The sequence below is a fragment of the Enterococcus termitis genome (assembly GCF_001730305.1).
GTDB classification, from domain to species: Bacteria; Bacillota; Bacilli; order Lactobacillales; family Enterococcaceae; genus Enterococcus_L; species Enterococcus_L termitis.
This window is the reverse complement of the sequence record NZ_MIJY01000043.1, coordinates 1-23,119: the sequence shown is the minus strand read 5'-3', so window position 1 is coordinate 23,119 and position 23,119 is coordinate 1. Positions and strand designations below refer to the sequence as shown.

At 34.2% G+C, this 23,119-nt stretch carries 26 protein-coding genes, 1 tRNA gene and 1 pseudogene; 5 read left to right on the top strand and 23 right to left on the bottom strand.

Annotated elements, in window-relative coordinates; translation table 11 throughout:
* Positions 1-20 precede the first annotated feature (20 nt).
* From BCR25_RS14250 to prdC, 6 genes are all read right to left on the bottom strand, one after another.
* On the bottom strand, positions 21-560 hold the full coding sequence (locus BCR25_RS14250; protein WP_245792219.1) for a proline reductase cluster protein PrdD: 540 nt from the start codon (positions 558-560) through the stop codon (positions 21-23).
* A 61-nt stretch (positions 561-621) separates the two neighbouring features.
* Entirely contained in the window at positions 622-867 is a 246-nt protein-coding gene (locus BCR25_RS21035; RefSeq protein ID WP_200830385.1) for a hypothetical protein, read from the bottom strand.
* 27 nt (positions 868-894) lie between these two features.
* Positions 895-1,347, bottom strand: coding sequence for a glycine/sarcosine/betaine reductase selenoprotein B family protein (locus BCR25_RS21030; protein WP_069664263.1), 453 nt, complete (start codon positions 1,345-1,347; stop codon positions 895-897).
* 19 nt (positions 1,348-1,366) lie between these two features.
* Positions 1,367-1,669, bottom strand: coding sequence for a CBO2463/CBO2479 domain-containing protein (locus BCR25_RS14235; RefSeq protein ID WP_069664262.1), 303 nt, complete (start codon positions 1,667-1,669; stop codon positions 1,367-1,369).
* A gap of 35 nt (positions 1,670-1,704) precedes the next feature.
* Entirely contained in the window at positions 1,705-3,594 is a 1,890-nt protein-coding gene (prdA, locus tag BCR25_RS14230; RefSeq protein ID WP_069664261.1) for a D-proline reductase (dithiol) proprotein PrdA, read from the bottom strand.
* A gap of 20 nt (positions 3,595-3,614) precedes the next feature.
* A complete protein-coding gene (gene prdC / locus BCR25_RS14225; RefSeq protein ID WP_379974964.1) occupies positions 3,615-4,901 on the bottom strand; it encodes a proline reductase-associated electron transfer protein PrdC in 1,287 nt (428 codons plus the stop codon).
* A 1,051-nt stretch (positions 4,902-5,952) separates the two neighbouring features.
* Between prdC and BCR25_RS20445 the strand changes: the two genes are divergently transcribed.
* Positions 5,953-6,049: transfer RNA gene (locus tag BCR25_RS20445), tRNA-Sec, on the top strand.
* A 972-nt stretch (positions 6,050-7,021) separates the two neighbouring features.
* Here the strand turns inward: BCR25_RS20445 and yedF are convergent.
* The 5 genes and pseudogenes from yedF to BCR25_RS19980 form a co-directional block, all read right to left on the bottom strand.
* Positions 7,022-7,267, bottom strand: a complete 246-nt coding sequence (gene yedF / locus BCR25_RS14215; RefSeq protein ID WP_069664258.1) for a sulfurtransferase-like selenium metabolism protein YedF — start codon at positions 7,265-7,267, stop codon at positions 7,022-7,024.
* Between the two features lie 4 nt (positions 7,268-7,271).
* Positions 7,272-8,447 (bottom strand): selenium metabolism membrane protein YedE/FdhT, encoded by a 1,176-nt coding sequence (gene yedE / locus BCR25_RS14210; protein WP_069664257.1) that lies wholly within the window; start codon positions 8,445-8,447, stop codon positions 7,272-7,274.
* 780 nt (positions 8,448-9,227) lie between these two features.
* The gene (locus BCR25_RS14205; protein ID WP_069664256.1) at positions 9,228-9,626 is read right to left on the bottom strand and encodes a DUF4064 domain-containing protein; all 399 of its coding nucleotides are present in this window, start codon (positions 9,624-9,626) and stop codon (positions 9,228-9,230) included.
* A gap of 266 nt (positions 9,627-9,892) precedes the next feature.
* Positions 9,893-10,228 carry a DUF3139 domain-containing protein gene (locus tag BCR25_RS14200; RefSeq protein ID WP_069664255.1) on the bottom strand — a complete coding sequence of 112 codons (336 nt, stop codon included), beginning with the start codon at positions 10,226-10,228 and terminating at the stop codon, positions 9,893-9,895.
* 264 nt (positions 10,229-10,492) lie between these two features.
* Positions 10,493-10,719: pseudogene (locus BCR25_RS19980) on the bottom strand (hypothetical protein); the annotation flags it as partial.
* Between the two features lie 377 nt (positions 10,720-11,096).
* Here BCR25_RS19980 and BCR25_RS14195 point away from each other — a divergent pair.
* Both BCR25_RS14195 and BCR25_RS14190 read left to right on the top strand, forming a co-directional pair.
* Positions 11,097-11,537 (top strand): zinc metalloprotease, encoded by a 441-nt coding sequence (locus tag BCR25_RS14195; RefSeq protein WP_069664254.1) that lies wholly within the window; start codon positions 11,097-11,099, stop codon positions 11,535-11,537.
* A gap of 20 nt (positions 11,538-11,557) precedes the next feature.
* A complete protein-coding gene (locus tag BCR25_RS14190) occupies positions 11,558-12,127 on the top strand; it encodes a hypothetical protein (protein ID WP_069664253.1) in 570 nt (189 codons plus the stop codon).
* A gap of 352 nt (positions 12,128-12,479) precedes the next feature.
* Here BCR25_RS14190 and BCR25_RS14185 read toward each other — a convergent pair whose 3' ends face one another.
* Both BCR25_RS14185 and BCR25_RS14180 read right to left on the bottom strand, forming a co-directional pair.
* Positions 12,480-12,758: a hypothetical protein gene (locus tag BCR25_RS14185; protein ID WP_069664252.1), complete on the bottom strand. Its 279-nt coding sequence runs from the start codon at positions 12,756-12,758 to the stop codon at positions 12,480-12,482.
* A gap of 220 nt (positions 12,759-12,978) precedes the next feature.
* Positions 12,979-13,434 (bottom strand): hypothetical protein, encoded by a 456-nt coding sequence (locus tag BCR25_RS14180; protein ID WP_069664251.1) that lies wholly within the window; start codon positions 13,432-13,434, stop codon positions 12,979-12,981.
* Positions 13,435-13,996: 562 nt separating this feature from the next.
* Between BCR25_RS14180 and BCR25_RS14175 the strand changes: the two genes are divergently transcribed.
* On the top strand, positions 13,997-15,172 hold the full coding sequence (locus BCR25_RS14175; protein WP_069664250.1) for an ImmA/IrrE family metallo-endopeptidase: 1,176 nt from the start codon (positions 13,997-13,999) through the stop codon (positions 15,170-15,172).
* 9 nt (positions 15,173-15,181) lie between these two features.
* Positions 15,182-15,712 (top strand): DUF4411 family protein, encoded by a 531-nt coding sequence (locus BCR25_RS14170; RefSeq protein WP_069664249.1) that lies wholly within the window; start codon positions 15,182-15,184, stop codon positions 15,710-15,712.
* A gap of 333 nt (positions 15,713-16,045) precedes the next feature.
* On the opposite strand, the gene BCR25_RS14165 is transcribed toward BCR25_RS14170, so the two are convergent.
* From BCR25_RS14165 to BCR25_RS14125, 10 genes are all read right to left on the bottom strand, one after another.
* Positions 16,046-16,441, bottom strand: a complete 396-nt coding sequence (locus BCR25_RS14165) for a hypothetical protein (protein ID WP_069664248.1) — start codon at positions 16,439-16,441, stop codon at positions 16,046-16,048.
* Between the two features lie 331 nt (positions 16,442-16,772).
* On the bottom strand, positions 16,773-17,213 hold the full coding sequence (locus BCR25_RS14160; RefSeq protein WP_069664247.1) for a barstar family protein: 441 nt from the start codon (positions 17,211-17,213) through the stop codon (positions 16,773-16,775).
* A gap of 10 nt (positions 17,214-17,223) precedes the next feature.
* Positions 17,224-17,394 carry a ribonuclease domain-containing protein gene (locus BCR25_RS20995; protein ID WP_379974965.1) on the bottom strand — a complete coding sequence of 57 codons (171 nt, stop codon included), beginning with the start codon at positions 17,392-17,394 and terminating at the stop codon, positions 17,224-17,226.
* Positions 17,391-17,702, bottom strand: a complete 312-nt coding sequence (locus BCR25_RS14155) for a hypothetical protein (RefSeq protein ID WP_069664246.1) — start codon at positions 17,700-17,702, stop codon at positions 17,391-17,393. Before BCR25_RS14155 ends, BCR25_RS20995 begins: the two co-directional genes overlap by 4 nt.
* A 55-nt stretch (positions 17,703-17,757) precedes the next feature.
* Complete coding sequence (locus tag BCR25_RS14150; protein WP_069664245.1) at positions 17,758-18,162, bottom strand: hypothetical protein; 405 nt, start codon at positions 18,160-18,162, stop codon at positions 17,758-17,760.
* Between the two features lie 21 nt (positions 18,163-18,183).
* Positions 18,184-18,564 (bottom strand): DUF805 domain-containing protein, encoded by a 381-nt coding sequence (locus tag BCR25_RS14145; protein WP_069664244.1) that lies wholly within the window; start codon positions 18,562-18,564, stop codon positions 18,184-18,186.
* 196 nt (positions 18,565-18,760) lie between these two features.
* Entirely contained in the window at positions 18,761-19,294 is a 534-nt protein-coding gene (locus BCR25_RS14140) for a DUF2716 domain-containing protein (protein ID WP_069664479.1), read from the bottom strand.
* A gap of 9 nt (positions 19,295-19,303) precedes the next feature.
* Positions 19,304-19,738, bottom strand: a complete 435-nt coding sequence (locus BCR25_RS14135; RefSeq protein ID WP_069664243.1) for a ribonuclease domain-containing protein — start codon at positions 19,736-19,738, stop codon at positions 19,304-19,306.
* A 220-nt stretch (positions 19,739-19,958) separates the two neighbouring features.
* Complete coding sequence (locus BCR25_RS14130) at positions 19,959-20,651, bottom strand: hypothetical protein (RefSeq protein WP_069664242.1); 693 nt, start codon at positions 20,649-20,651, stop codon at positions 19,959-19,961.
* Between the two features lie 39 nt (positions 20,652-20,690).
* Positions 20,691-22,850, bottom strand: coding sequence for an RHS repeat domain-containing protein (locus BCR25_RS14125; RefSeq protein ID WP_069664241.1), 2,160 nt, complete (start codon positions 22,848-22,850; stop codon positions 20,691-20,693).
* Positions 22,851-23,119 lie beyond the last annotated feature (269 nt).

Sequence of the window (23,119 nt, the reverse complement as noted above, 5' to 3'; positions counted from 1 at the left end):
TTTCCACTTGCATCGCTCGCTTAAAAAAAACACCGTTCTTTTGCTTGTTTCATTTCAAGCTTTTTCAATTGCTCTCGGATTGGTTGTAACCACTGATCCGCATAAGAAAATACATTTAAGCATAGTTTGCGATCAAAGACTGTTCCTTCTTTCACTAAAATATCTAGCAAAAGAATCTGCTCCATATTATTCGGTGTCCCTGCTTTTCCAAACACCATTTGTTCATCTAAAAATCCTGCGGATGAACCAAATTCATGAAGCTGTTCACCATTTTCGATGGCACCAGTAAGTACTACTTTTACACCAGTTAACGTATGTGTAATCCCATAACCAACCTCACCTAAAGACTTAGTTGAAATTGGTAAAACATCCATAATTGTATTGATTTGTTGATGACGCTCGGTTGGTGAAATGATTTTCACCGTAAATTTTTCCAACCAGTCAACCTCAGCAGGTGGCACTTGTGTAATGGTTAGGCATCCTGGCGTTAGCATTGGTAGTTCAGCTATTTTTATTGTATCTATTGGGAATGTACGAATTTCCAATTCACTTTTTTTCATTTTTTTCACCTAAACAGCGTATAAACCATGGGGAAAAATTCCCCATAGTTTTATCGCATTATTAAATATGTGCAATGTATTCATAAGGTAATGGTACAATTTTCCCTGGTGTTTCAATTGCAATTAATTCTGTTAAAGTATCTTTTAAGATATGAGTCTGCATATCAATATTGTTTGGTTCACCAGCATTTGCTCCCATTGGAACAAGTGGCGCCACTGCTCTTGGCGAGCCATTTTGGCGTACTACAGGTGGTAATGCTGCGATTAAAATAGTAGGAATTCCTGCTTCCTCAATTGCTCTCTGCACGATCACGGCAGTTCTATGACAAGTCCCTCAACCGGCTGTCATTACAACTGCATCGACATTTTCCTCTACTAATTTCTGTGCAATTTCTGGACCAGTTACTTGACTAAATGCATCTTGGTCACCGCCACCACCCATAAAACCGTAATGAATAGGTGCTACTTCTTTAATAAAACCTTGCTCCGCTAATTCACGTAACCGGTCAATCGGGAACATACAGTTAACATCTTTGTTTACATCTCCATTATCATAGCCACCGTGTGATACCATTAACTCACTAGTCGGCGCATCTCCCGGTACCTCACGATAGCTAGTATCTCCAGCTAAATTAAAACGTTGATCGCTTTTCAAATGTACGCCAGCCGCTGTAGCTAGAGCAACACGCATTTCTTTTAATTCCTTTTTTACAGGTGTAAAGATTGATTTTGGTGTAATTGGTACAAAAATTTCTGATTGTAAACCTTCAAATACTGTTAATGACATTTGGTAAAACTCCTTTCAATTAATTATTTTCCGGATTATATTCTGCTTTGATTTCTGCTTGTTTTGCTTTATATGACTGAATAGCCTCTACATACTTTTGGTTTGGCTCTGCTTCCAAAACTTCTGGATAGGATAGCAAAAACCCTACTTCTTGACCTAATTGGAGAGGATCTGCTGAAATAATCATTCTCCTGGGAATCATAAATTGCCCCAAGCGTCCTTTAATATCAATAGTCACACTCGCATCTGTAATCTCAACTAAAATACCTTCGTACATCCGTTCAGTTGACATATATTTCAACTGATTTGTTCTATCTTCCATAAACACACCTCAAACATATCTCAATTCTTGTTTGCTTATGCTTCGTCTTTTTCATAGATTTTTCGACGTTTTTCACTTTTAGGGAGAACTTGCTCGTTTTCAACCAAATCAATTTTTGTTCCTAATTGTTTTTCGATAACCTCAATGTTATTTTGTTTAACATTAGGATTCCACTTACGTTCTGGCTTATCAATTTGTCCGCCACCTAGCAATGTTTTTAACATTGCCAACGCTCTAATTGCATCCTCTTTACACAATGTGTTGTTTGATAACACCTCGTTTTCGATGCCTTGTTTTGATTTGTTATTATCAATCATGGCTTCCATGTATTTATTACCAACAACTAGAGCACCTTGCATAGCGGAAAAACTCTCTCCTACCACTTTCACACCACGTTTACCAAGTTCTTCAATGTGCGATGCAAAATCGATGTGGTTATTCCCAAAGCCTTCTGTAGTAATAATCGCGCCGTCAATCCCCATTGCTTCCACCATCATGCCTAGCCGTTTGGAAACATAGAATTTTTCAGAATTTGCTTGTGGAGAACCGACAAATGCAATCCCTACTAAGTCAATTTCTTCATCCTTCATCGCTTCCGTCACGAGTGGTTCGCGAAAATAATGTCGCGATGTTTCTTTAGATGCTGGTCCAATACATGTCAACGCGTGGATTCCCCCATCTAACACTTCGGTAGGCGCTAAAATAACAGGTAAGTTTCCTAAATCAACATTCGGTTTTGCCCCAAGTGTCCCAACTGGTTCGATTGGCATAATCAAGTTATCATGCATCGCACCTTGGCCCATGATTTCTTTAATCACCAGCACTTTTTTCTTACTTGGACGACGATATTGCGTAATCTCTTCTGTATCAACGACCAGCGTTTCTTCAACTTGTTTAAGCGCTTTGCGAATTTCTTCTGTCACATAATCTGCGGCTTGGTGAGCTGCTAATGGACCACTTCGCTCCATATTAGTACCAGCTTTAATCGTGACCTGTGCTTTAATAAAGATTTCCCCTTTATCTGGAGCACCCGGTCGTCCCCACATGATGTTACGATCTAATTCACCTTCTGATGAACCGAATTCCCCAATTTGTACACCATTAGCATCGGTCCCTGTAAGAATCATAACAACGCCATCTAAAATACGTGTGACACCTTCACCGATTTCACCTTCTTCTTTTGTTGCAATCGGTTGAACATCCATAATTGTCTCACTGTACGTACCATAAGCATCAGGTGTGATAATTTCAAGTTTCATTCCTTCTACGAGTTTTTCTGTAGCTGCAGCTTCTTGACAAAGTGCTTCTGCCGCTCGTAGATATAAAGTCGTACCTTCAATTTTCGTTTCTTCTGCAAAAACTACTTGTTCAATTTTAAAGTGTTTACGCTTAAAACCACGAATTTTTTGTTCCTGCGCAGGTTCTCCCACAAGATTATCGGTCACAGAAGTTGTGGTTTCGGTCGCTTGTACTTGCGATACCATCGTGGGTTGCATAGCTGCTGCTATCGCTGGAATCGGGACTTCTAAATTGATTCCTTTCCCTTCTTCAATGTGAATTTTAATCGTTTGCCCGGAAAACACTTGTCCTTCTTGTACAGTTGCAGCAGGTTGCATCGTACTGGATTCTGCCACTATTGTTTGCTTAACGGATTCGCTTACTTCTTCTGATTCCAGAACACCTTCTACTAAATCAACCGTCAAAGGTACTAAAGCATCCGTTGTTTTTAATAATTTAGCCCCTAAAACCTGACCGATTTTCAAGCTATTGTCTGGTATCGTTAGTAAGCCTGAATCTTCTAAATCTGCAAAAATTGCTGGATCTTCTAAGTTTGATGGTTCAATTGTAATACCCGCTTCCGCACGGCAACATAATACTGCTGGATCATTTGCGTGCTCTTTAGCAGTTTCAACTGTAATTGACATAAATCAAAACCTCCTAAATTTTAATTGGTAGGCAATCGTCTGTATAGTTTATGACTTGCCGCCCGTAGCACATGATCTGTATGATGATAAACCGGAACTCCTAACCTAGGAGCTACACCCATAACGGTGTTTGTTCAATCTTGACAGGTGCCTGTTAAAACAACTTCTGCACCGTCTTTTTTCATTTGCATTACTTTTTCTGCTTGACCTGGGCAAACGCCCGGCAAGTCACATCTATATCTTCCATTTACTTCTACCATTCGTTTGCATTGTTGTTCTGAAACAACTTCTGCTCCCATGTTGTGTGCAATTTCTTCTAAACGTGCTTTTCCTCCGCCGCATTCGCAAATTAAGATACCGATTTTCCGATTTTCTTGAGGAAAAGGCATAGAGACTAAAACGCCGCCAGTTGTTTTGTTAACTGGTGTCGCCTCTTCACCACTAGAACCAGTAAATGGTCCGCCAATCACTATTTCCCCATGTGGCTCAACATAGCCTCCTGCTGCATCAATCAATAGTTTTACTGGTGTACCGATTGGAACATTTTCAAAAACGTGCGAGCCTTGCTGTACCCGACCTGAAACAGTTACATCCTTTTCAATACACGGCTTACGCAACTCAATTGCTTCTGCTACATGCTTAATTGTCTCAACGTTGGAGACAATTGCATTCGCTTCAATCGGTAATTGACCTGGCTTAAGTGTAATCCCCAAAAGTTCTCGAATAATCACACGCTCGTCTCCTGCTGGGTACATATCTGGTAAGTATTTAACTTCAATCAACGGTTCATTTTTCACAGCTTTCCCTAAAGCAAACATTGCTGTTCGATATTTAGTCTTAATCGCAAAATAAGCTTTCTTGGCTTCAGTAAGCTCAATCATATACTTAAGTCCCCGAACAAGTTGCTCAGCATTTTCTTCAATTTGCTTAATATTGTGTGCTAGTAACGGTTCACACTCAGCTGCATTAGCAATTAGATAGCCACCAATAATTTTTGTTGATAATTTCACATAGGTAGGAAAACCTGCTCCACCAGCACCAACAACCCCCGCTTCCTCAATCATGGCTAAATGATCAGTTTGCTCGGCAATCGGTACAAAAGTATCAGGTTGAACTTCAGCTAATTGAATTTCGATTGCCGTTTCTGTAATGGCAATGATTTCACCAGAAACGCTTGCATGAATATTAGCTCCAAGCCCTGCCGGATTAGCAATCAACTGCCCTTTTTCCACATAATCACCAATGGCAATAACTGGGTTGCACGGCGCACCAACATGTTGTTTTAATGGTATTTGAAAATTTGTCATTTTATCACCTCCTCGTATATTAGTATTTAGAACATTTATTAAAATGATTCTATATATTCAAACCACTATGTGGTTTAGAATTGTAGTAAGCAGGCAAAGGTCATACATCACCTTAGTCTTCCTTCGAAAGACTGATATTTTTTCTCTTGAAGCTAGTAGTATGAATGAGCTAGATAAAATCATATTTTTGAATATCTAACAAGGCTACATCATTCAAGAGTAGAGAGGATGATAACCACTATCTGACAAATTCTCAAAAGAATTTGATTTAATGTTCTTTATTGGTATTGATGTTGGTAAACGGAATAGCGAAGTTACTTTAATTGATAAAAAAAGAATTAATGTTGAAAAAACAATTCGTATTACCAATACAAAAATCTTTCCAAATGGAGTTAAAACCTGTACTAATCCTTTCCGTAGTTGCACAAATTTTTATCAATGAAAATAAATGTAGTATTTTTTGCTAATAGCCCCTGAACAAATTCAACATCCTGTGCATTAATACTATTTATAAGTTCGTTAAGAAAATCACAGCCCTTTTTATGTCCTTGTTCGTCTTTTCACAAAAAATATTATTGTTAGCATTAGCTAAGAAAGAATCAAGAAGCAAATTAATATATTTCATTATTATTCTAAAATACGAATAATTTAGGGATAAAGATCAAGTGTTAGATTAATCCAAGTGTGAGCCCAAAGCTATCTTTTCAAATAGTTAGCACTTAATTATTTCATGTCCCTTCTTATTCCCAGTACATTTAGTGCCAGTTTTAATACATTTGAAACTATTCTTTAACCTACTGTTCCATTTGTCTTGACGGGTAAAAAGGTATTGGAAAGCGTAATAGATGATTCATAATCTTTAGATATATCATATTAATAGAATAAAATTTCTTGAAAAATTAAAATATAAAGAAGTAATCGCCTTTAAAACTAGGAAAGTATGTCATTTTTGATAAAAACCGAATATTTTAGTACCCGAAAATTGAAGTTCTATAAAATTTAACAATTGATTTTTATCTCGTTCAATGTTAAAGTTGTTTTTGTAGTTATTGGGAGTGGCTGGGTTCTGGTGTTCCCTCTGGTCTTCAAAACCAGCATGAGGAGTTAAGAGCTTCTTAGGTGGGTTCGATTCCCACACATTCCCGCCAATATATTTTAAATTCATCCCTTCTAAATATAAATCGAATAGTCTTATTGATTTTATTCGATTATGACATCGCCGATGAGATACTTTCTCTTCGGCTTTTTATATTAAAAGAGACCAGCTTCATAGTCCACCTCTAGAGCCAGACAAATATTCTAACTCTAGAGGTAGATTTTAATCCGCAAAAAAAGAGATGATGAATAAAAAAACAAGTGCTGAGAGCGTATCAAAAATGCGAAGGCGGTTATAACACACTTGCTCACTGATTTAAGAAACCTGGTTTTTCAATAGTTAGAAAATGGAGAATAATAGCAGAAAAATGTGGTTTGAGCACCTTACATTGGCGAAAAAACAACACTACTCTTCCTACTTCAAACAAGATGGTATCCACTAATACTTAGACAACTTTGCTCCTTACCTTCATGTTACTTTACAGTATGGATTGCCTTCTATCACCAAAACAAAGAGGAAGACCTCCTACATCTAAGGAAAAGAACAGAATCTATTCCAAGAAACCTTGGACATGAGAATGAATTATTATCTGAGCAGCTTTAGGAATGGCTACCCACATCGACTCAAGAACTGGATGCCAGAATCATTCATGAACTCCGAAGCGAATTTCAATTAAAGATTTTTCTTCAAGTGCCCAAGTTTCCTAAAGCAACATATATGTACTGCAAACTCTTGATATCATCAAATTCAACTGGCATTCAAGGAACAAGGAATAAAAGTAACTCAGAAAAAAATACGGCGAATTATGTGTAAACTTGGAGTAAATGATTCCAAGTTTATTCGGAATTTTCGTAGATACAATTCTTACTATCGCAAAAGAAGGGCTGTATAAAAAATACCGATCAGATAATTCTGATCGGTATTAGGTCTAACCTTTTGATTTTCACTACAAATTAATTACTAGTATTTTCTTAATAAAAACCAATAATATAATCTATTTATAACTACATAGATACTAAAATTATTAATTCTTAATAACCTTGATAACGTACCGAAAAGCAGGCCCTTCTTGCTCTATTAACAGCACCTCATGTCCTCTATTTTCGGCATCTACCGGAATATTATTTACAGACTGCGGACAATCACTTATTATTTCTATCACTTCACCGTTAGCCATATTATTGTAGGCATCAATACTTGCTGTTGCCGGAAACGGACAAGGTTCTCCTTCTAAATTTAATAAATAATCAATTCGTTCAATATTTTTCATAGTCTCACCTTCTCTCTTTAAAGTATCTTTTCTCATAAAACATTATTAACAGCATCGATATAAGCAATAAGCTATAGGTAAGTATCAGACCACCATAATCTCCAAAATAGCTTATTAAACTTACTTTAGGAAAACTTAAAGCTATTTTTGGAGCTAGTGAATCCCAACTTAATACCAATAAGATAGAGCCAATAATATTACCAATCCCAACTAAAATATAGTGAACTTGACCTTCTACCGCGCGATACATCCAGCCAGTCTCACATCCTCCAGCAATTACGATTCCAAGGCCAAAAACAAAGCCACCAATCATTGCATTGGGACCAGCCCAAAAAGTTTTTGGTGGAAGTCCTGTTTTTATAAAAATATATGTTCCAATCGTACTAATCATCAATCCTAAAACAATTGCAAAAAGCATATTCGTACGTCCTGCTATCCAAAGGTCACGAAATGCAGATGTAAAACACACTTGACCTTTTTCTAGTAAAAATCCAAATGTTAGTCCAAATACCATTACTAACGGAAAATCGTGTTGTTTATTATAAACATACATAAGAAGCGATATAATTACCAACACACAAAGAAAAATTCCGATTCTATTTTTCTTTGTGTTATCCTGTTTGTTTAAAACAAATAGTTTATTGCTTGTCTTTCGTTCCATTTTTATTTTCGTACTAAAAAATGATAGTTTTATAATTTTAGTTCCAACATAAGTGCCGATAATTGTGAAGATCGTAAAGAACCAAGCATGCAAAGTAAACTGCGGAATCCCAGTGAAAAAAGCAGCTAAGTTACACCCCATTGCTAATCTCGCACCAAATCCTGCCATAATGCCCCCCAGAAGTGCTTGAAATACTCGAGCTTTCGATGTAGGAAGCCTAAACTTTACATTATTAGAAAGCAAAGCAGCAATAATGGCGCCCAAAAACATACCAATAATCATTATTCCATCAATTCGCTCTAAGGGAGTACCCTCGAAATGAATCATCTTTAAATAGGAATAATGCGAAGTGTCCATACCAATAAATTGCATGATATGCCCCCCCCATCTGGTAAACTCTCCGGTAACCGCCCAAAAAGTTCCTGTAAAGCCAAAGTAATAGGTAGAGAAAATACCCAAAAGCGACACTACTATAAAAGGATTCCATGAAACCTTAAGTTTTCTCATTAATTTCTCCATAATAAAAATCTCCCTTCAAAAAATTCATATCGACATTCTGACATTGATTGCTCAATATCTCACTAATGGTATTTTGTATACTCGTAGTGCTAGTTGATTTAAAACGGGGTACATTAAACATAGAAACAAAAAAGTACAGTATTGAAAAACAGTCAAATATTTTTAGGGGAAGCAGCTAAGACTCGACATTTTTTGGATGGTAAAGTTAAATAAATATATAGAAAACACCTTCAATTCAAATTGCAGATCTTTCTTAAACTATACAATAAATTAACTATCTTTTTTTCTGACTATTAAGTGTTTCTTCTATTTTGAACAAAGTCGATTTGCCAAACATTTTTTAACCCTTTCTTTCCTGTGAAAGCAGTAGGATTATATGTAAATTTACTTATTTCTTTGCTCACTAATAAATAGTATTAGTATCATTGCCCTTCCCACACATTCTATAAATTGGTATTTATATCAATATTAAATCTAGCACTTTATCTTTAGGGTTGATATATAAGGAGAACACTAGATATCCCATTAGATTATAAAAGTAAAGGCTTATCGGTGGTATGTCTAGATGAATTCAGATAACTAAATTTGTTGTAATTTCATAAATCGGGTACCAAAAATAAGCCTTTTACCTTATTTTTTAATCACTAAAGATACAAAGCCCCCTTTTTCCGCAATAATATACCTCCTCCTTTTCATTTGTTCAAAAAAGTTTAATGAGCCAAAAATCAGTCTCACTCTCTTCTGTTGTTCTTCTATTGACGCCCACAAATGACGCAGCACTTAGGCTGTTTCTGCTTTTCTCGCTAAACACATAATACCAGCAATAATCGCCAGTACTCCTGGAACAATCCAAAAAAGTAATCCTACTAAGAAGAAACCTACTGCACCTGCTACCAGCGTTAAAATACCAAATAGTTTTGCATTACGTTTGATTAATACAGCGAAAACAATCAAAGCAATACCAAGTACTAAAGTAACGATAGATAAAATCAATATGAAACCACCTGCAAAAACAAGTGCTTCAGAATCAGCAGTAGTCATTGAAGTTGTGTTGGATAGTTCTTCGCTTCCAGAAAAAGCTGCAAGAATACCTCCACTAGCGATCCCTGTAATACCTGCAATAACACCAGTAATTCCAGCAATTAAGGTTAAAATAAATTCTGTTTTTCTTTGATTCATTTTATAGAACCTCCTTTCTACATATTCTTCAAACATCAATATAACATACTTTTTTTCAATAAAATGTGCCAATTTTGTGTACTACATTACAAGTATTATCCTTTTAATAATGTTAACTTCCTAACTAAAGTTAACATAAGACTCTGGATATTCCCTATATCACAAAAACACACCCTCTAGTAACTAAAGGATGTGTCCTAAAATATCCATCTCATTGGTCATTTTTAACTATCTAATGACAACTTTACCTGATTAAAAACCCTCTTTTATTCTTCATATTGTCCTGGTAATGTGGGATGCTCCATGTTATCCCCTTGGCTCGAACCATCCTTAAATGCCGTTAGATAGATATGGTAAGGGGTATCTCTTTTGTTCAGATAATTATACTCATACACTAAATCAGTATCATCTTTGAATTCTATCGTAATATAGTATCCTCCCTGCGTCCAATCCTTCTGGCTAATCCTCGTCTTAATTTGATTGGATTCCACTTTCTGCGCTGCTAAATAATCATCGACAGCTTCATTCGCCCTATGTCTAGGGATCACAGATAAAAATAGATATCCGCTTAAACAAAGAAGCAACAACACACCTAACGTTATCCACCATTTTTATATTTTTTCATCCCGAACACTTCCCACTAAGTTAGATTTATTGAAAATATTTTACTTGTTGCAGCTTATAGGCTTTGGAAAAATAATTAGGCAAATCATACACGGTAACTAATGATGAAAATACTTGTCCCACTGATTTACTTTCTGTCAATCCATATTTAGGGAATATATCTTAAATAGAACAATTGCCCTCGCGTTTTGCGTGAGTTTTTTTTTGAAAAAACTCACTAAACATAAGCTTAGCGTACTTGTTAAATTAATTCGTTTTTCTTTCAGCACTGTAATAGCATTTTCTAGTGGTTTTGAGCATCTTTTTCTATATCTATATGCGCTTCATTTTCAAATCTGTTGAATGTAAACGGAAGTACTTCTATATTAGCGGACTCAAACTGTTTGATTAAGCAATACAACTCAAATTCTTGTGCAGGAAATGAGCGTTTATGCGTATCTAACAAATGTTTAAATCCTGCAAGATCGTCATATTAGTCAATAGTTTTATCAAATTAATATTAAAAACCCCCCTAAACAAAAAATGTTTAGGGGGTTTGCGGGGATGAAAGGTAAATTAGGAGAAACCTTTCAAAATAATACAAAAAAGAGAACATTTGGGATGCTGAACAAACTACTGTTCACAAAATAATATTAACATTTATAGCATATTTCAGTCAATTTATATATTGTGAATCTTTGTTCACAATTATATTTTCATGATAGTATTTCTGGATATTTTGTGATATATTCTATGCCACTACGAATTTTAGAGAAAGAAGGGGGAATATGCAAAGATTAAAAATATTTACCGTTTTCTTACTAATTCGCTCAATATTTCTCATAAGCACGACAGGTGTACAAGCTTATGTATTATCGAGTAATAAAATTAAGCCATCCCAAAAAGGTACATTATTGGGTTGACCCAAATTTCAAAAAATATGCTAATTCTAGTTCACATATTTTACGTGGCTCGTTAACTTGGAATCCCACATCCGAAATTCAATTTACTAAAGAAGTTTCAGTTATTGGTGGAGCAGATGTAAAAATGGAATATATTGATAAATATAGTGGTGATACTTATGCAATACATAAAGGTAACGGAAATATAACGTTTTACAAAAAATGGAGAGTTGAGCTGACGAATATGCAACAAAAAGAAACTTCTGCTCATGTAGTAGGTCATGCTTTAGGACTCAAGCATACACAATCAAAAAACAATCAAAATTCTTTAATGAGGCAATTTGGTTTTAATAATAAGGATTGGGCTCTAAGTGATGACAAAGCAGAAATAGCTAAAAAACATTGAAAATAATGGGAGATGACAGAATGAAAAAAGGAATTATTGGGTTAGCTTTACTAGGAGTAGTTGTATTTGCGCTATTTTTAATATTTGGAAATCCGTTTGCAGAGGATAAAAAAGTTAGCTGGGAGGGCAAAACAGACGGATATGAATCTGCAGATGAGATGGAGAAAAATGTTAATATTATTGTAAAAGGAGAAAAATTAAGTGAAGATGAGACTATCGTTTTCGATTCAGAAGTAACTAATGATCCTGCTGGAGGTTATACCAAATCTTCTTTTAAAATATCTGAAGTGATAAAAAATAGTGAAGATGATGGAGCTATTTCAGTTGGTAATACTATTAATATTTCGGAAGCTGAATTTTATGATAAAAATAGTAAAACTACTTATACAATAAATGATTATGAAAATATGAAACAGGGTAAGGATTATGTACTATATTTGAAACAGGCAGATGAAGGCCTATATACTACTGCAGGCGTTACTTTTGGGAAAATACCTATCAATGGTGATAAAACTGAGTTGGAAGAATCAGACGTAAATGAACAAGTAAATGAAGTTATTAATGAAACGCAGCAAGAGTTTTCAGAATAAAAAAAGGCTTTTTTATAGTCTTTTTCTCAACATTAAAACATTTCCCCAAAAAAACAAGCCATGTATAAGTACGCATATTTATCCAAAACCCATTATAATCCCATGCTACTTGACGTATCGCAAAAAATTAAAACTGTAATCTCAACACATGATTAGAATATCCAAGAAGTACAGGCAAATCTATTTTCCGTGATAAAAACAATAAGATATGGCTTCCAAAGATGTCGCAAAGTCATTTTTTTTGTTTATTTTGGGTGCAATTCTTTAATAAGGATCATCTGTTCCACTCTCGTGGGTCAGTTCCGAAAATCCCCTGCCCCTTTTTGTTATGCAATAATTATAGAGAAAAAATTTATGCTAAACCCAGACCTACAAAAACTGCATATAATGCTAATATGAAAGCAACTTGTAACAAAGATAGCAGACTAAACACCTTGTTCTCATGCTGAAAAAAACCTTTCCTTAAAGCCGAAACAGCAAAAAATAAATTAACAGATATCGTACAAACAACAATCAGTAAAAACACAAAGGGAATTAACATAGTTTGACTGTCTCTAAATACCGTAAAAACAAACATAAAACTTAAAATAGAGAAAACAATAAAAAAATGTCGTGCTAGTTTATTCGCCATTTTAATGCCTCCTGTTAACACTGTAACCTTCCTAAATAATATGCGGTAGAAACAATACCCGGATTTAAAATGCTCGCTGGATCTGTGATTCCTAAAAGATAAGCAGCGGCTGAATAAGAACCTGTATGAAAAAGTCCAATAGCTCCCAAAACATTACTGCAAGTAACTAATTTGACTCTTAATCGTGAATTTGAGTCAGTTCTTAGAAATACCTAGCCTTTTATTTTTTAATAGTCAACAATTTTCTCTCTAAATAATATAAATCCGTTAACTTTAATTTCGAAAAAGCAACATCTTTCCGAAAAGATATTGTATTTTCTTCATCTCCATTCAAACAAAATAGAATTTCTAATTTAGTAGCAACAGAACGTTTGAAATAATCTTTTATGTAGAAATATAACTGGTCAACAGCTTTTTTTTGTGAATCTGTTATCATTTTGTCTCCAACCCGTGGTAAATTCATATCTAGTGAAGAAACTTGATGTTTCTTTAAAGAGAAATGAGGGCTAAAAGAAAAATGCTCTCCTTCCTCGTCATGATTTTCTTCAAAATAAAATGATTCCATATCTGTCACAGTATTATAGACAACTATACTATCTTTAGTTAATCGGGGCTTCTCACCTACTGCCCCCGTTTGCAATGGACTATCTCCAGCGATGTAAATGTATTCACTCATTATACGCCCTCCATTTTTTATTATATTATTGTTACTTCGAAATAAACAGTTCTATTTTATTGAGAATATATAATAATTAAAATAGAATCGACATTCAATTATCCTTATTCATTTTATAGTTTTACATTGGAAGTTTGCTTAATATTGCACAGTATTGTTAAATGACAAAATGTTAGATATTGCAATAGCAGATTTGAATTTTTTTCATCGATTTATTCAATTGATTTAAGAAATCCATACACATATACAATCTCCCAATAAAATAATATTCAACTCATTCTAACATAATGAATATGGTACAATCTATACTAAAAAAGATTAGAAGTGTGAATTATTAATCTACATTATCGAAATCTAAAGAATCGTTTTCTGCAAAAAACAGGCATTTTATCTGTATTTTCTTCTTAAAAGTAATTCACTGTTTGCCTGTGTATTCATTTTAATTCTTTACATTATATGGCTATGGATTCTATGATCAGAAGTCATTTAGTATGCTATTTAGTTAACAATTGACGAGTCCAGTAATAATCATGTTATAATAATAACAAAGGCGGTGATTAAAATGGCTGTTGCACGAATAGCAATCAATCCAGATGTTGTCAGTTACTATATTCAAACTAGTGATATCCTTATTGACGATCTTGTACAAGATAACCAACTGAAGAATATTACAGAGTGGTTGAATCTGACTATTAAGCCTACTTTTAATCAATTGAATCAACTAAGCAAAAAAATAAAAGTTCCGTTTGGATATTTACTACTTAATGAAGTCCAGTCGGAAGATAATAAACTCATCAATTACCGCACTATCTTAAATAATGATGTCTCTAAACCCAGCAGAGATTTACTCGATACCATTAGTGATATGGAAGAAAAGCAAAATTGGATGGTTGATTACTTAATAAGAAATGGGTATCAAGAGCTTTCTTTTATAGGCTCAACTTCTGCGAATCAAGACGTAGAAAAAGTTGCGGCAACTATTCGAAAAACATTAGATATAGAAGAAACATGGTACTTACACTGTTCTTTTGGAACTGCATTTAATTATCTGCGAAAAAAATTTGAAAAGATGGGTATTCTTGTCATGCAAAATGGTGTTGTCAAAGCCAATACACATCGTCCTCTGAATATAGATGAGTTTAGAGCGTTTGCTCTAGTTAATGCGTATGCCCCATTAATTTTCATTAATAGTACAGATAGCTTTAATGGAAAAATTTTTTCTCTTTTCCATGAAGTTGTTCATATTTTTTTAGGCGAAAATGACTTATTTAATGATAACCATATACCATCTCCTATGTACAGAAATGAAACAGAAATATTCTGTAATGCAGTTGCTTCTGAACTTTGTATTTCAACTAAAAATTTTAAAACAATGTGGAGTAACATAAATACACTTAATCATTCTGAAAAAATGCAAGAAATAGCACAAAAATGTCGTGTGAGTATACTGGTTATCGCTGTGAAAGCATTGAAAAATAATTATATCGATGAGTCTATGTATTACGAAATCCGAAAAGAATGCTTAAAATATTACAAGCAGGAAAAAGACAAAACAAATCGTAGTATTGGCGGAGGTAACGGATTAAATACAGCAATTTCTAAAATCGATAAACGTTTTTTCCATTTTCTTTCCAATGATATTAAACATGGTCATACCCAGTACACCGAAGCATTTCGATTATTAAATACAAATCGAAAAACATATGATAAAATCGAAAAGAAAATTCTGGAGGGATAATCGTATATTATGGATAACAAATACATTTTAGACAGCAATACGTTTATTGCCTCTTATAAACAATTTTATCAATTCGAAACGTTTCCTAGCTATTGGAAAAAGCTGTCACAAGTCACCAAAAATTCAGTTATTTTATTAGATTGCATTTTTAGTGAATTGAGCCAATCGAGAAAAAAAGAAGATGAAATGGATGATTTAGATTTTTGGTTACGAGATGAGTATTTAGGGAACCATCTCAAAGAGAGTCAACGTCAAGATATTTTACAAAAATATGCCGAAATTATTCAGTATGTTGCAAGTTCACCCTTCTACAATGAAAAAGCTTTGAGGAACTGGTCAAATCCTAACATAGCTGATCCTTGGTTAATCGCGACTGCCTGTTGTGAAGGGATTGTTATTGTAACAAATGAGGTCGCAAATGGTAAATTACATGCTGGAAGCCCTACCGGAGCTGTAAAAATTCCAGATGTAGCAAAAGAATTTGGTGTTCATACAATTTCTCTATTTGATTTTCAAAAAACTTTTCAATTTAGATTTTAATAAGCGTAGACAAGTTCTTTATTGCTTGAAAAAAAGACATCTTTTCTTGTTTCTCAGTCATTTCTTTCATAAAAATCTCCTCTTAATCTTCTGTAATCTAAAAATTCTCTCAATATATCTATAATCTAGGGCACATCATTGATACTGATGATATGCCCTAGTTATATTAATGTGATACAAAAATAGATTTTAAAATTTTACCTCTCACTTAATATCTATTTGTGTGATTTCAGTAATTTAAAAATTTCACTTGCTAAATGACTTCTTCTATCCCTTTCTATAACCATCCCTAGATCAACTACAAGAAGCTTGTTTAAAATAGGATTATTTATATTAATCGACTAAATAAACATCAAACTTCTTTTTCTTTCCACCAACTACAACTCTTTCTACTTCATCTTCCCAAAATTCCATCCAAAATAGGAATCTCGCAAAATTATATGGTGCTTCCTCGGGATACGGATAAATAATTGTAAAAGAATTATTTATAAATAGTACGTATCCTAAATCGTTATTCAACCATTCTAAATCCCTCATAACATCATCCAACCAATTATAGTTCTCTATCTCTTCGCTATACTCAAAGATTTTCCCCATTTCAGCCAAAAATTTCTTACTAGTTAATAATGAGCTAGCATCTATTTCTGTAGTAAAATATCCTTTTGACTGCAATTCAGAAGCTATTTCTTTTTTTTCTTCTTTCGAAATCCGAAAAATTTGATTTTTCATTATACACCTCACTAATCTTCACTCTACTTTAACAACACTCTTATAATGATCCTTAGTATAGAGAGCCATCTGACCCTCTAACAAAGCGCTCTGCATCTCGAGAACCTCTACCTGGATAACATCTTGGAAGATAATAAATATTTCCATTTTTTTTAGAAGTGTATTATCTTCGCTCAAAGGATTTATAGAATACACATTCCCCTCTTTTTCAAAACGGGGCTGAAAATCAAATTCTCAATATATCTTACTCCAAATATTTTGTGACTCTATTTTAGAAAGAATTTTCCACATTTAATTTGATCCTTGTTAATTACTATTCAATTCAGCATCGTTAATCGACTAAATAAATATTGAATCTTTTGGGAGATAATCCGCCACTGAAAGTTCGACTTTCTTCATCCCAATATCCAGTAACTTTTGTTATCTCTTCCTCCCAATAATATAACCACCTCATCATTCCACAAAAACTTGACTCTGCAATCCTAATACTTTCATCATAAGAAACACATGAAATTTCATGGAATTTGTTAATAAATATAGTATATCCAACCTTATTATCTAGCCAGTCTAAATCTGTCATATAATCATTTAGTGAATTAAAATTAGTAACAACATGTGGAAATTTAAATTTTCCAGCCATCGTTTTCATAAGTATCTTATAGTTTTTTAGAATTACACTATCAATTTCTACAACAAAATATCCTCGATTATACATATCATTCTTTATTACCTCTTTTTCAGATTTTGCTATCCTAAAAAGTTGATTTTTCATTTCCTCACCTCTACTTAACTTTCACAAAAGTTTTATAGCGATCATTAGTGTAGTATACAGAACCGTCACTTCCATGTACAAACCTTTCTGTACCTCTATTGCCAGCCGCAAGGTCATAACTTACATCGAATTCTTTATACTCAATTTTAGCTCCAGATGAACTTTTTTCAGGTAGTTTCATATCCCCTGAATTTTGAGGCAAATTATCATACCCTTTACCCGCACTACTTTTCGGATGTTGTCCTGAAACTTTTCCCCTCCATCCATTTTTTCATATTTTTTATAGATATCTTGTACATTACTAGGCAAATCATTTATAGATTTTTTAGCGATTGTTTGAGTTGCTTCTTTAGCGGAATTCTGTACAGTTTCTTTAATCCCTGCTTGCACTGATTCTTTTGCTACGCCACCAACAATTGGGATAAACCCTAGATCAGATGCCCCCCACTTCCTTCCAATTACCTGTTTGGATACCATGATGAACTGCATCACGAAAATCTCCAATATCTCCCACAATTGGAATGCCGCCAACATAGACTCTTATTTAACAACATAGAATTTTATCTAATTTTTTTAAATCTCTAATTTCTTTTTTGCCAGTAGAATAAACTAAATTTAGTTCATCCAATTCAGGATACTTATCATCACCAAAAGTATACGTTTCAAAAAAAGATATCCTTCCATTTCTTACATACAATATAAATCCAACTGCAAAGAGGCTTTCCTTAGTTCTTCCATATACATCTCCTAATTCAAAATTCATATTCCCTTCAATTGCTATAGCAGAGCCATTTCCTAAGTGAATATTAGCAAAAAAAACAACATCTGTTTCGTCTTCAATAATAAACTCTGCTTTTTCCCACTGTTTTTTAAGCAATTGTAACTTTTTATTATCTCCAGTTAACAACTTTGCTATTGCTGATTTTACTAGTTCTTCTTTTGTTTTCAAACTTATCCTCCTTCTCTAAAATCAAGGAATAAATGCCGTTCCAATTTTTACTTTCCCCTCCACAATATTTCCTCGAACTGTTATTTTAGTTCCTTTACCATTAAATCCAGCATCTCTCATTCTTCTAGCAAACATCGCTAAATATGGAATGACTAAGAATATCCCCAAAAAGAAAAAGGTTCCCATGGAGGAATAATAATCTTCAAATGTTAAATAACCTGCTTTTTCTATTTTCATCCATACTATAATGAAAAATCCTATTATCGCAACAAGAAACAGTAACATATTCACCCAAAATTCTGTACGAGTGGTTCGACCTTTAAAATCAATATAGCCAACCCAAAAGTTTTTTATTGCTTGAAGAAAAGATACTTTCTCTTGTTTCTCACTCATTTCTTCCATAAAAATCTCCTCTCAATCTTCTGTAATCTAAAAATCTCCTTATTACACCTATAATCTAAGGCACATCATTTGATATTGATGGGATACTGCCTACTATGATTTCCATTAAGAAGCTGGTGACCATTATTTAAAGATTGAATAATAGTCACCAGTCCAGTTTCACTATAATACTCTTCTCATCATCTTTACTACTCAGCTAATTCGATGAAATAAGGTTAAATTTTAAAATTGAAGATTCTTTTCGAAAAATTCTCTTCAACGGATCTCCAAAAACAAAAATATGTTTTCTCCATGGATCAGTTAAATATCCCCAACTAAAATCTTTAGCTATAAAAATATAATATTCTCCATCTGGATAAAATCTTGGAAGATAGTAAATATCTCCATTATTTTTTAGAACTGTATTATCTTCGCTCAAAGGATTCTGTGACTCTATCTTTATGCTAGGATCATAAATAAAATCATTATGTTTCCAAGTCAGTGCATAAATTTTTTTTTGTCCCTTATTTAAAGATTTTAAAAAAATATTCTGTATAGTAACTGACCAGTTTATATTTGTATCTGCAATGTAAGCAGCTTCGCTACAATCATATAAATCGTATGATTGATTTATAAAATATACATCCCCTTCTGTTTCAAAACGGGGTTGAAAATCAAATTCTTTATATACCTTACTCCAAATATTTTGTGACTCTATTTTAGAAAGAATTTTCCATTTTTTATTTTTCACGACTATCACCTATTCCACTTTCGTAACCGTTCTATAATGATCATTGGTGTAATAAATGGTTCCATCACTTCCTTTTAGAAATCTCTCAGCATCACGGGATTGCCCTGCTATCTTATTATTTATATCAAACTCTTTATATGAAATACCTTTTCCACTGGCATCTTTTTTAGGAAGCACAACCGCCCCATCACTTCCATCATTTTTCCATGCTGCTCCAGCTTTTGTACCTTGAGTTTGCCCTGAAACATTTCCTTGCCATCCATTTTTTTCATATTTTTTATAGATATCTTGAACATTATCTGGCAAATCATTTATAGATTTTTTAGCGATTGTTTGGGTTACTTCTTTAGCGGAACTCTGTGCAGTTTCTTTAATCCCTGCTTGCACTGATTTTTTTGCTACGCCACCAACAATTGGGATAAAGCCTAGACCAGATGCTCCCACTTCCTTCCAATTACCTGTTTGGATACAATGTCTATTTGTGTGAGTTCAATAAAATAAAAATTTCACTTGCCACGTACATTCTTTTATTACTTTCTATCATCCTCCTAGACCAACTTCATATTCATATAACGTATCATATATATTCATTTCTGTAGATACTGAACTTTTTTGTTATATATTTCTTGAGCATAGTCGATATATTCATCTACTCTAATACAAATTAAATTCCAAAATGAATAAGGTATTTTTTTTCCTCTATACATCTATTTAACAGTACTTTTAACATATTATAATCATCACCAATGAAATACTCAGCTGCCTCACTATCATTGCCGTCTAGATATTCTGCCATTCTAATAAGTAACTGTTGTGCCATTTCAGGAGTTAAAATTGTTATGCCGTAATAATTAAATCCGTCTTCAAGATTTCCTACTTCATTCCAATACATTTTTACATCTTTAAAAACATTGTAGTATTCATTAATGAATTGATCCTGCAATTTTGCATCGTCTTTTTCGAAATCCTCATGAAAAATTTTTGAAGGAACTTCACTTGTCAAAACAAAATTGTGGATTAAACCTCCTGTGACAGGACTACCATCAACATGAAGTATCTTGTGACCATTGATTAATGATTTATCAAGAAAGTTCACAAATTTACTGTATTCTTTTTCTGTATTAGCATGCAAAATTAAACATTCTTTCAAAAAGCTAATATCATCCAATTTTAGAATAGTTCCATCTTTACTAAGCCCCAAAATTTTATTATCTGAATAATAATCAGTAAAGGTGTGTTCATCTAAATAAGGACTTATACTACTGATTAGCTTGTTGGATATCCTAACGTAACCATCTTCTTTAATTGTCTGGATATTAAACGACTCGTCATAAAAATAAAATTTATGATTTAACACTCATTATCACCTCACATCTTTTAATAATATTTGCTATATCTATATTGTTCCATACGAAATAACTTTATAGTCAATAATTTTAGGTAATCCAAATGAATCTGTACCCATAATATGCTGTAAGTCAATATACTTCCCATTAAAATTATATCTAAACACATTAGGAGTTTTACCAAAGACTTCTTTAATTGGTGCTTTTCCTTTACTAAGAACTGTATCTTTGAAAGCATTTGCTTTTCTTAAATAATCATTAAAATCTTTAGCCCCTACTTCATCCCCGTGTTGTTTATAATGATATTCAGCATCCGATTGTTTGTTATTTCCACCCCAATCATCAAGATCAGAGTCAGAATCGTTATTAGATTCACCATTACCAACTATGCCTGCAATACTAATCGTTCCTGCAATCGACGTGGCTGGTGCCAACGAAACAGTTGAGGTTCCAGCCACTACCCATGCCGTCGCTCCACCAGGTGTCGCCGCGAGCGCAAACGATGGAATAGTAATCTCAGGTGCTAATATTGTTAAGCCTGCTAACCCGACCACACCCACAATATTTTTCCAGTCTATCTGCGTATTAGCTTTCGCTTTTGCTTCCTCTAGACTGATCCACATTCCACCACCTGTTCCAGTCAGTGATGGTATATAATATTGTCCTCTACTATTTGGCTTACCAAAAGCCTTTTCTAAATTCTTTCGTTGCTGTTTTTCACTCGTTGACAATTTAGTTGCAGATTCACATTGTTTTTTTATTCTAGCAGCCGCACGTTTTTTCGTATAATCTATGTTAACCTTTTTCACATATTGCGCATATTGGGTAGAATCATTTAAATTATAAGCTTGATTGCCATACCATACAATTCTTGTACTTGCCATCGAAGTAGAAGAAGACGTACTGTAAGAACTCCCCGAACTGCCATAATAGCTACTTCCACCGGAACTGCTGGCTCGTACAGCACCTACTGGAAGCGGCCCAATAAAGTTACTTGGATAAACTGCTCGGTTGCCCCCTCCACTTGAACCAGTAAACCAACTAGCCACTGCGTTAATGATTGGTTTTACTACTTTCGCTACAGTATTCACTACTTTTTTCACTGTGTTTACGATAGGCTTAACAATATACTTATTCACCGCATTTACTACTTTTTTTCCGGTGTTCTTGATCCCGTTCCATAAATTGGATAACCAGCCCGCACGTCCTGCATCATCTCGATATTTCAATGGATTGTTGTTCGCATAAATATATTTATGCTGGGTTACTGTATTTCCTGTTTCACCTACCACTGTATCTAATTGTTGGAAACGTCCAGTCGTTGTATCATATTCTCTGGCACGTAAATGCTGTTGTTTCCAATTTTCATGATACTGACTGCGATAACCGACCTGTTCACCAATCGGTCGTTCACTTCGCCCATACTCTTGATAAAGATTACTAGAATATAGTGTGCCTTCTTCATTACTGGTTTGTGTAATCAGACTACCTAACCCATCTTGATGATAGGTATCCAAATCATCTCCAATAGCTGTTTCTCGTTGATCATAAAACAGCGTTGCTTCTGTAGTTTTCTTCTTATACCCTTGATAGGTAGACATGGTTTGCTGTAATGGACTCACATATTCCTGCGTATAATCATTCACATAGTGAATCATTTCCAATGCCGTATCTGCTGGAAGAGATTTCTTTTGTTTTTCTTCCACTTCTTTTCGACGGTTTTTCGTATGGTCAATAATCCAGGTCCGATTTTTAAGAGGCAAACATTTCAAATCTTTTTTTGCATTCAGTGCCTCTTCCAGTATAATATCCTCTGGTGCTAAACGCAATTGTGCTTCACGAGCCGTTCCCTTCATCCATTCCATTAAATCTGTCTTTAGTTTACGATTTGTTTCTTTTCCGATTGCTTTTGTCACACGATTACCTAACGCATCATAATAATACCCAATCTGCGTTCCAAAATTAGAACTTTCCTGAATCACACGACCTTCGGCATCATAGATATAGGTAATGACTTCCCCTGTGACACGTATTTTCTTGCTGACGTGCCCATTCGCATCATACTCATAGGTTGCCCCAAGTTCCCCAGTAATAGACAACAGCTCATTATCTGCGTTTTGCTTCCATTCCGTATATCCCTTAGATTTTCCGTTAACTTTCAACTCACTGGCAATTCGATTGCCCACATTATCATAAAGATAAGTAGTCACACGAGAGGTATTCTTCTCTTTTTCAACGACATATTCAGGACTATAACTGCGCGAATTTTCAGATATTTAAATTTTATCAAATTAATTTAAAGTAAAGCTGACCAACCAAACTCCTCTCTCAAAGAACTTAGTTGATCAGCCTTACTTATCTATCTCTCTTTATGGTATCACTGAGAACGTATAGGTTAACTCCGCTTGATACTCTGATTGTGTTCCCGTATTTTGCCAGTTTTGGTTCCCTGGTACAACTAAGCTCACTTGCTCATCAC

What these genes read in the sequence shown, in the direction of transcription:
- BCR25_RS14235 (WP_069664262.1), bottom strand. Translation starts at nt 1,669, where the DNA reads ATGGAAGATAGAACAAATCAGTTGAAATATATGTCAACTGAACGGATG.
- BCR25_RS20995 (WP_379974965.1), bottom strand. Translation starts at nt 17,394, where the DNA reads ATGAAACTACCTGAAAAAAGTTCATCTGGAGCTAAAATTGAGTATAAA.
- BCR25_RS14175 (WP_069664250.1), top strand. Translation starts at nt 13,997, where the DNA reads ATGGCTGTTGCACGAATAGCAATCAATCCAGATGTTGTCAGTTACTAT.
- BCR25_RS14165 (WP_069664248.1), bottom strand. Translation starts at nt 16,441, where the DNA reads ATGAAAAATCAAATTTTTCGGATTTCGAAAGAAGAAAAAAAAGAAATA.
- BCR25_RS14205 (WP_069664256.1), bottom strand. Translation starts at nt 9,626, where the DNA reads ATGAATCAAAGAAAAACAGAATTTATTTTAACCTTAATTGCTGGAATT.
- prdA (WP_069664261.1), bottom strand. Translation starts at nt 3,594, where the DNA reads ATGTCAATTACAGTTGAAACTGCTAAAGAGCACGCAAATGATCCAGCA.
- BCR25_RS14170 (WP_069664249.1), top strand. Translation starts at nt 15,182, where the DNA reads ATGGATAACAAATACATTTTAGACAGCAATACGTTTATTGCCTCTTAT.
- BCR25_RS14160 (WP_069664247.1), bottom strand. Translation starts at nt 17,213, where the DNA reads ATGAAAAATCAACTTTTTAGGATAGCAAAATCTGAAAAAGAGGTAATA.
- BCR25_RS21030 (WP_069664263.1), bottom strand. Translation starts at nt 1,347, where the DNA reads ATGTCATTAACAGTATTTGAAGGTTTACAATCAGAAATTTTTGTACCA.
- yedE (WP_069664257.1), bottom strand. Translation starts at nt 8,447, where the DNA reads ATGGAGAAATTAATGAGAAAACTTAAGGTTTCATGGAATCCTTTTATA.
- BCR25_RS14155 (WP_069664246.1), bottom strand. Translation starts at nt 17,702, where the DNA reads ATGCAGTTCATCATGGTATCCAAACAGGTAATTGGAAGGAAGTGGGGG.
- BCR25_RS14145 (WP_069664244.1), bottom strand. Translation starts at nt 18,564, where the DNA reads ATGGAAGAAATGAGTGAGAAACAAGAGAAAGTATCTTTTCTTCAAGCA.
- BCR25_RS14185 (WP_069664252.1), bottom strand. Translation starts at nt 12,758, where the DNA reads ATGGCGAATAAACTAGCACGACATTTTTTTATTGTTTTCTCTATTTTA.
- BCR25_RS14180 (WP_069664251.1), bottom strand. Translation starts at nt 13,434, where the DNA reads ATGAGTGAATACATTTACATCGCTGGAGATAGTCCATTGCAAACGGGG.
- yedF (WP_069664258.1), bottom strand. Translation starts at nt 7,267, where the DNA reads ATGAAAAATATTGAACGAATTGATTATTTATTAAATTTAGAAGGAGAA.
- BCR25_RS14195 (WP_069664254.1), top strand. Translation starts at nt 11,097, where the DNA reads ATGTATTATCGAGTAATAAAATTAAGCCATCCCAAAAAGGTACATTAT.
- BCR25_RS14250 (WP_245792219.1), bottom strand. Translation starts at nt 560, where the DNA reads ATGAAAAAAAGTGAATTGGAAATTCGTACATTCCCAATAGATACAATA.
- BCR25_RS14190 (WP_069664253.1), top strand. Translation starts at nt 11,558, where the DNA reads ATGAAAAAAGGAATTATTGGGTTAGCTTTACTAGGAGTAGTTGTATTT.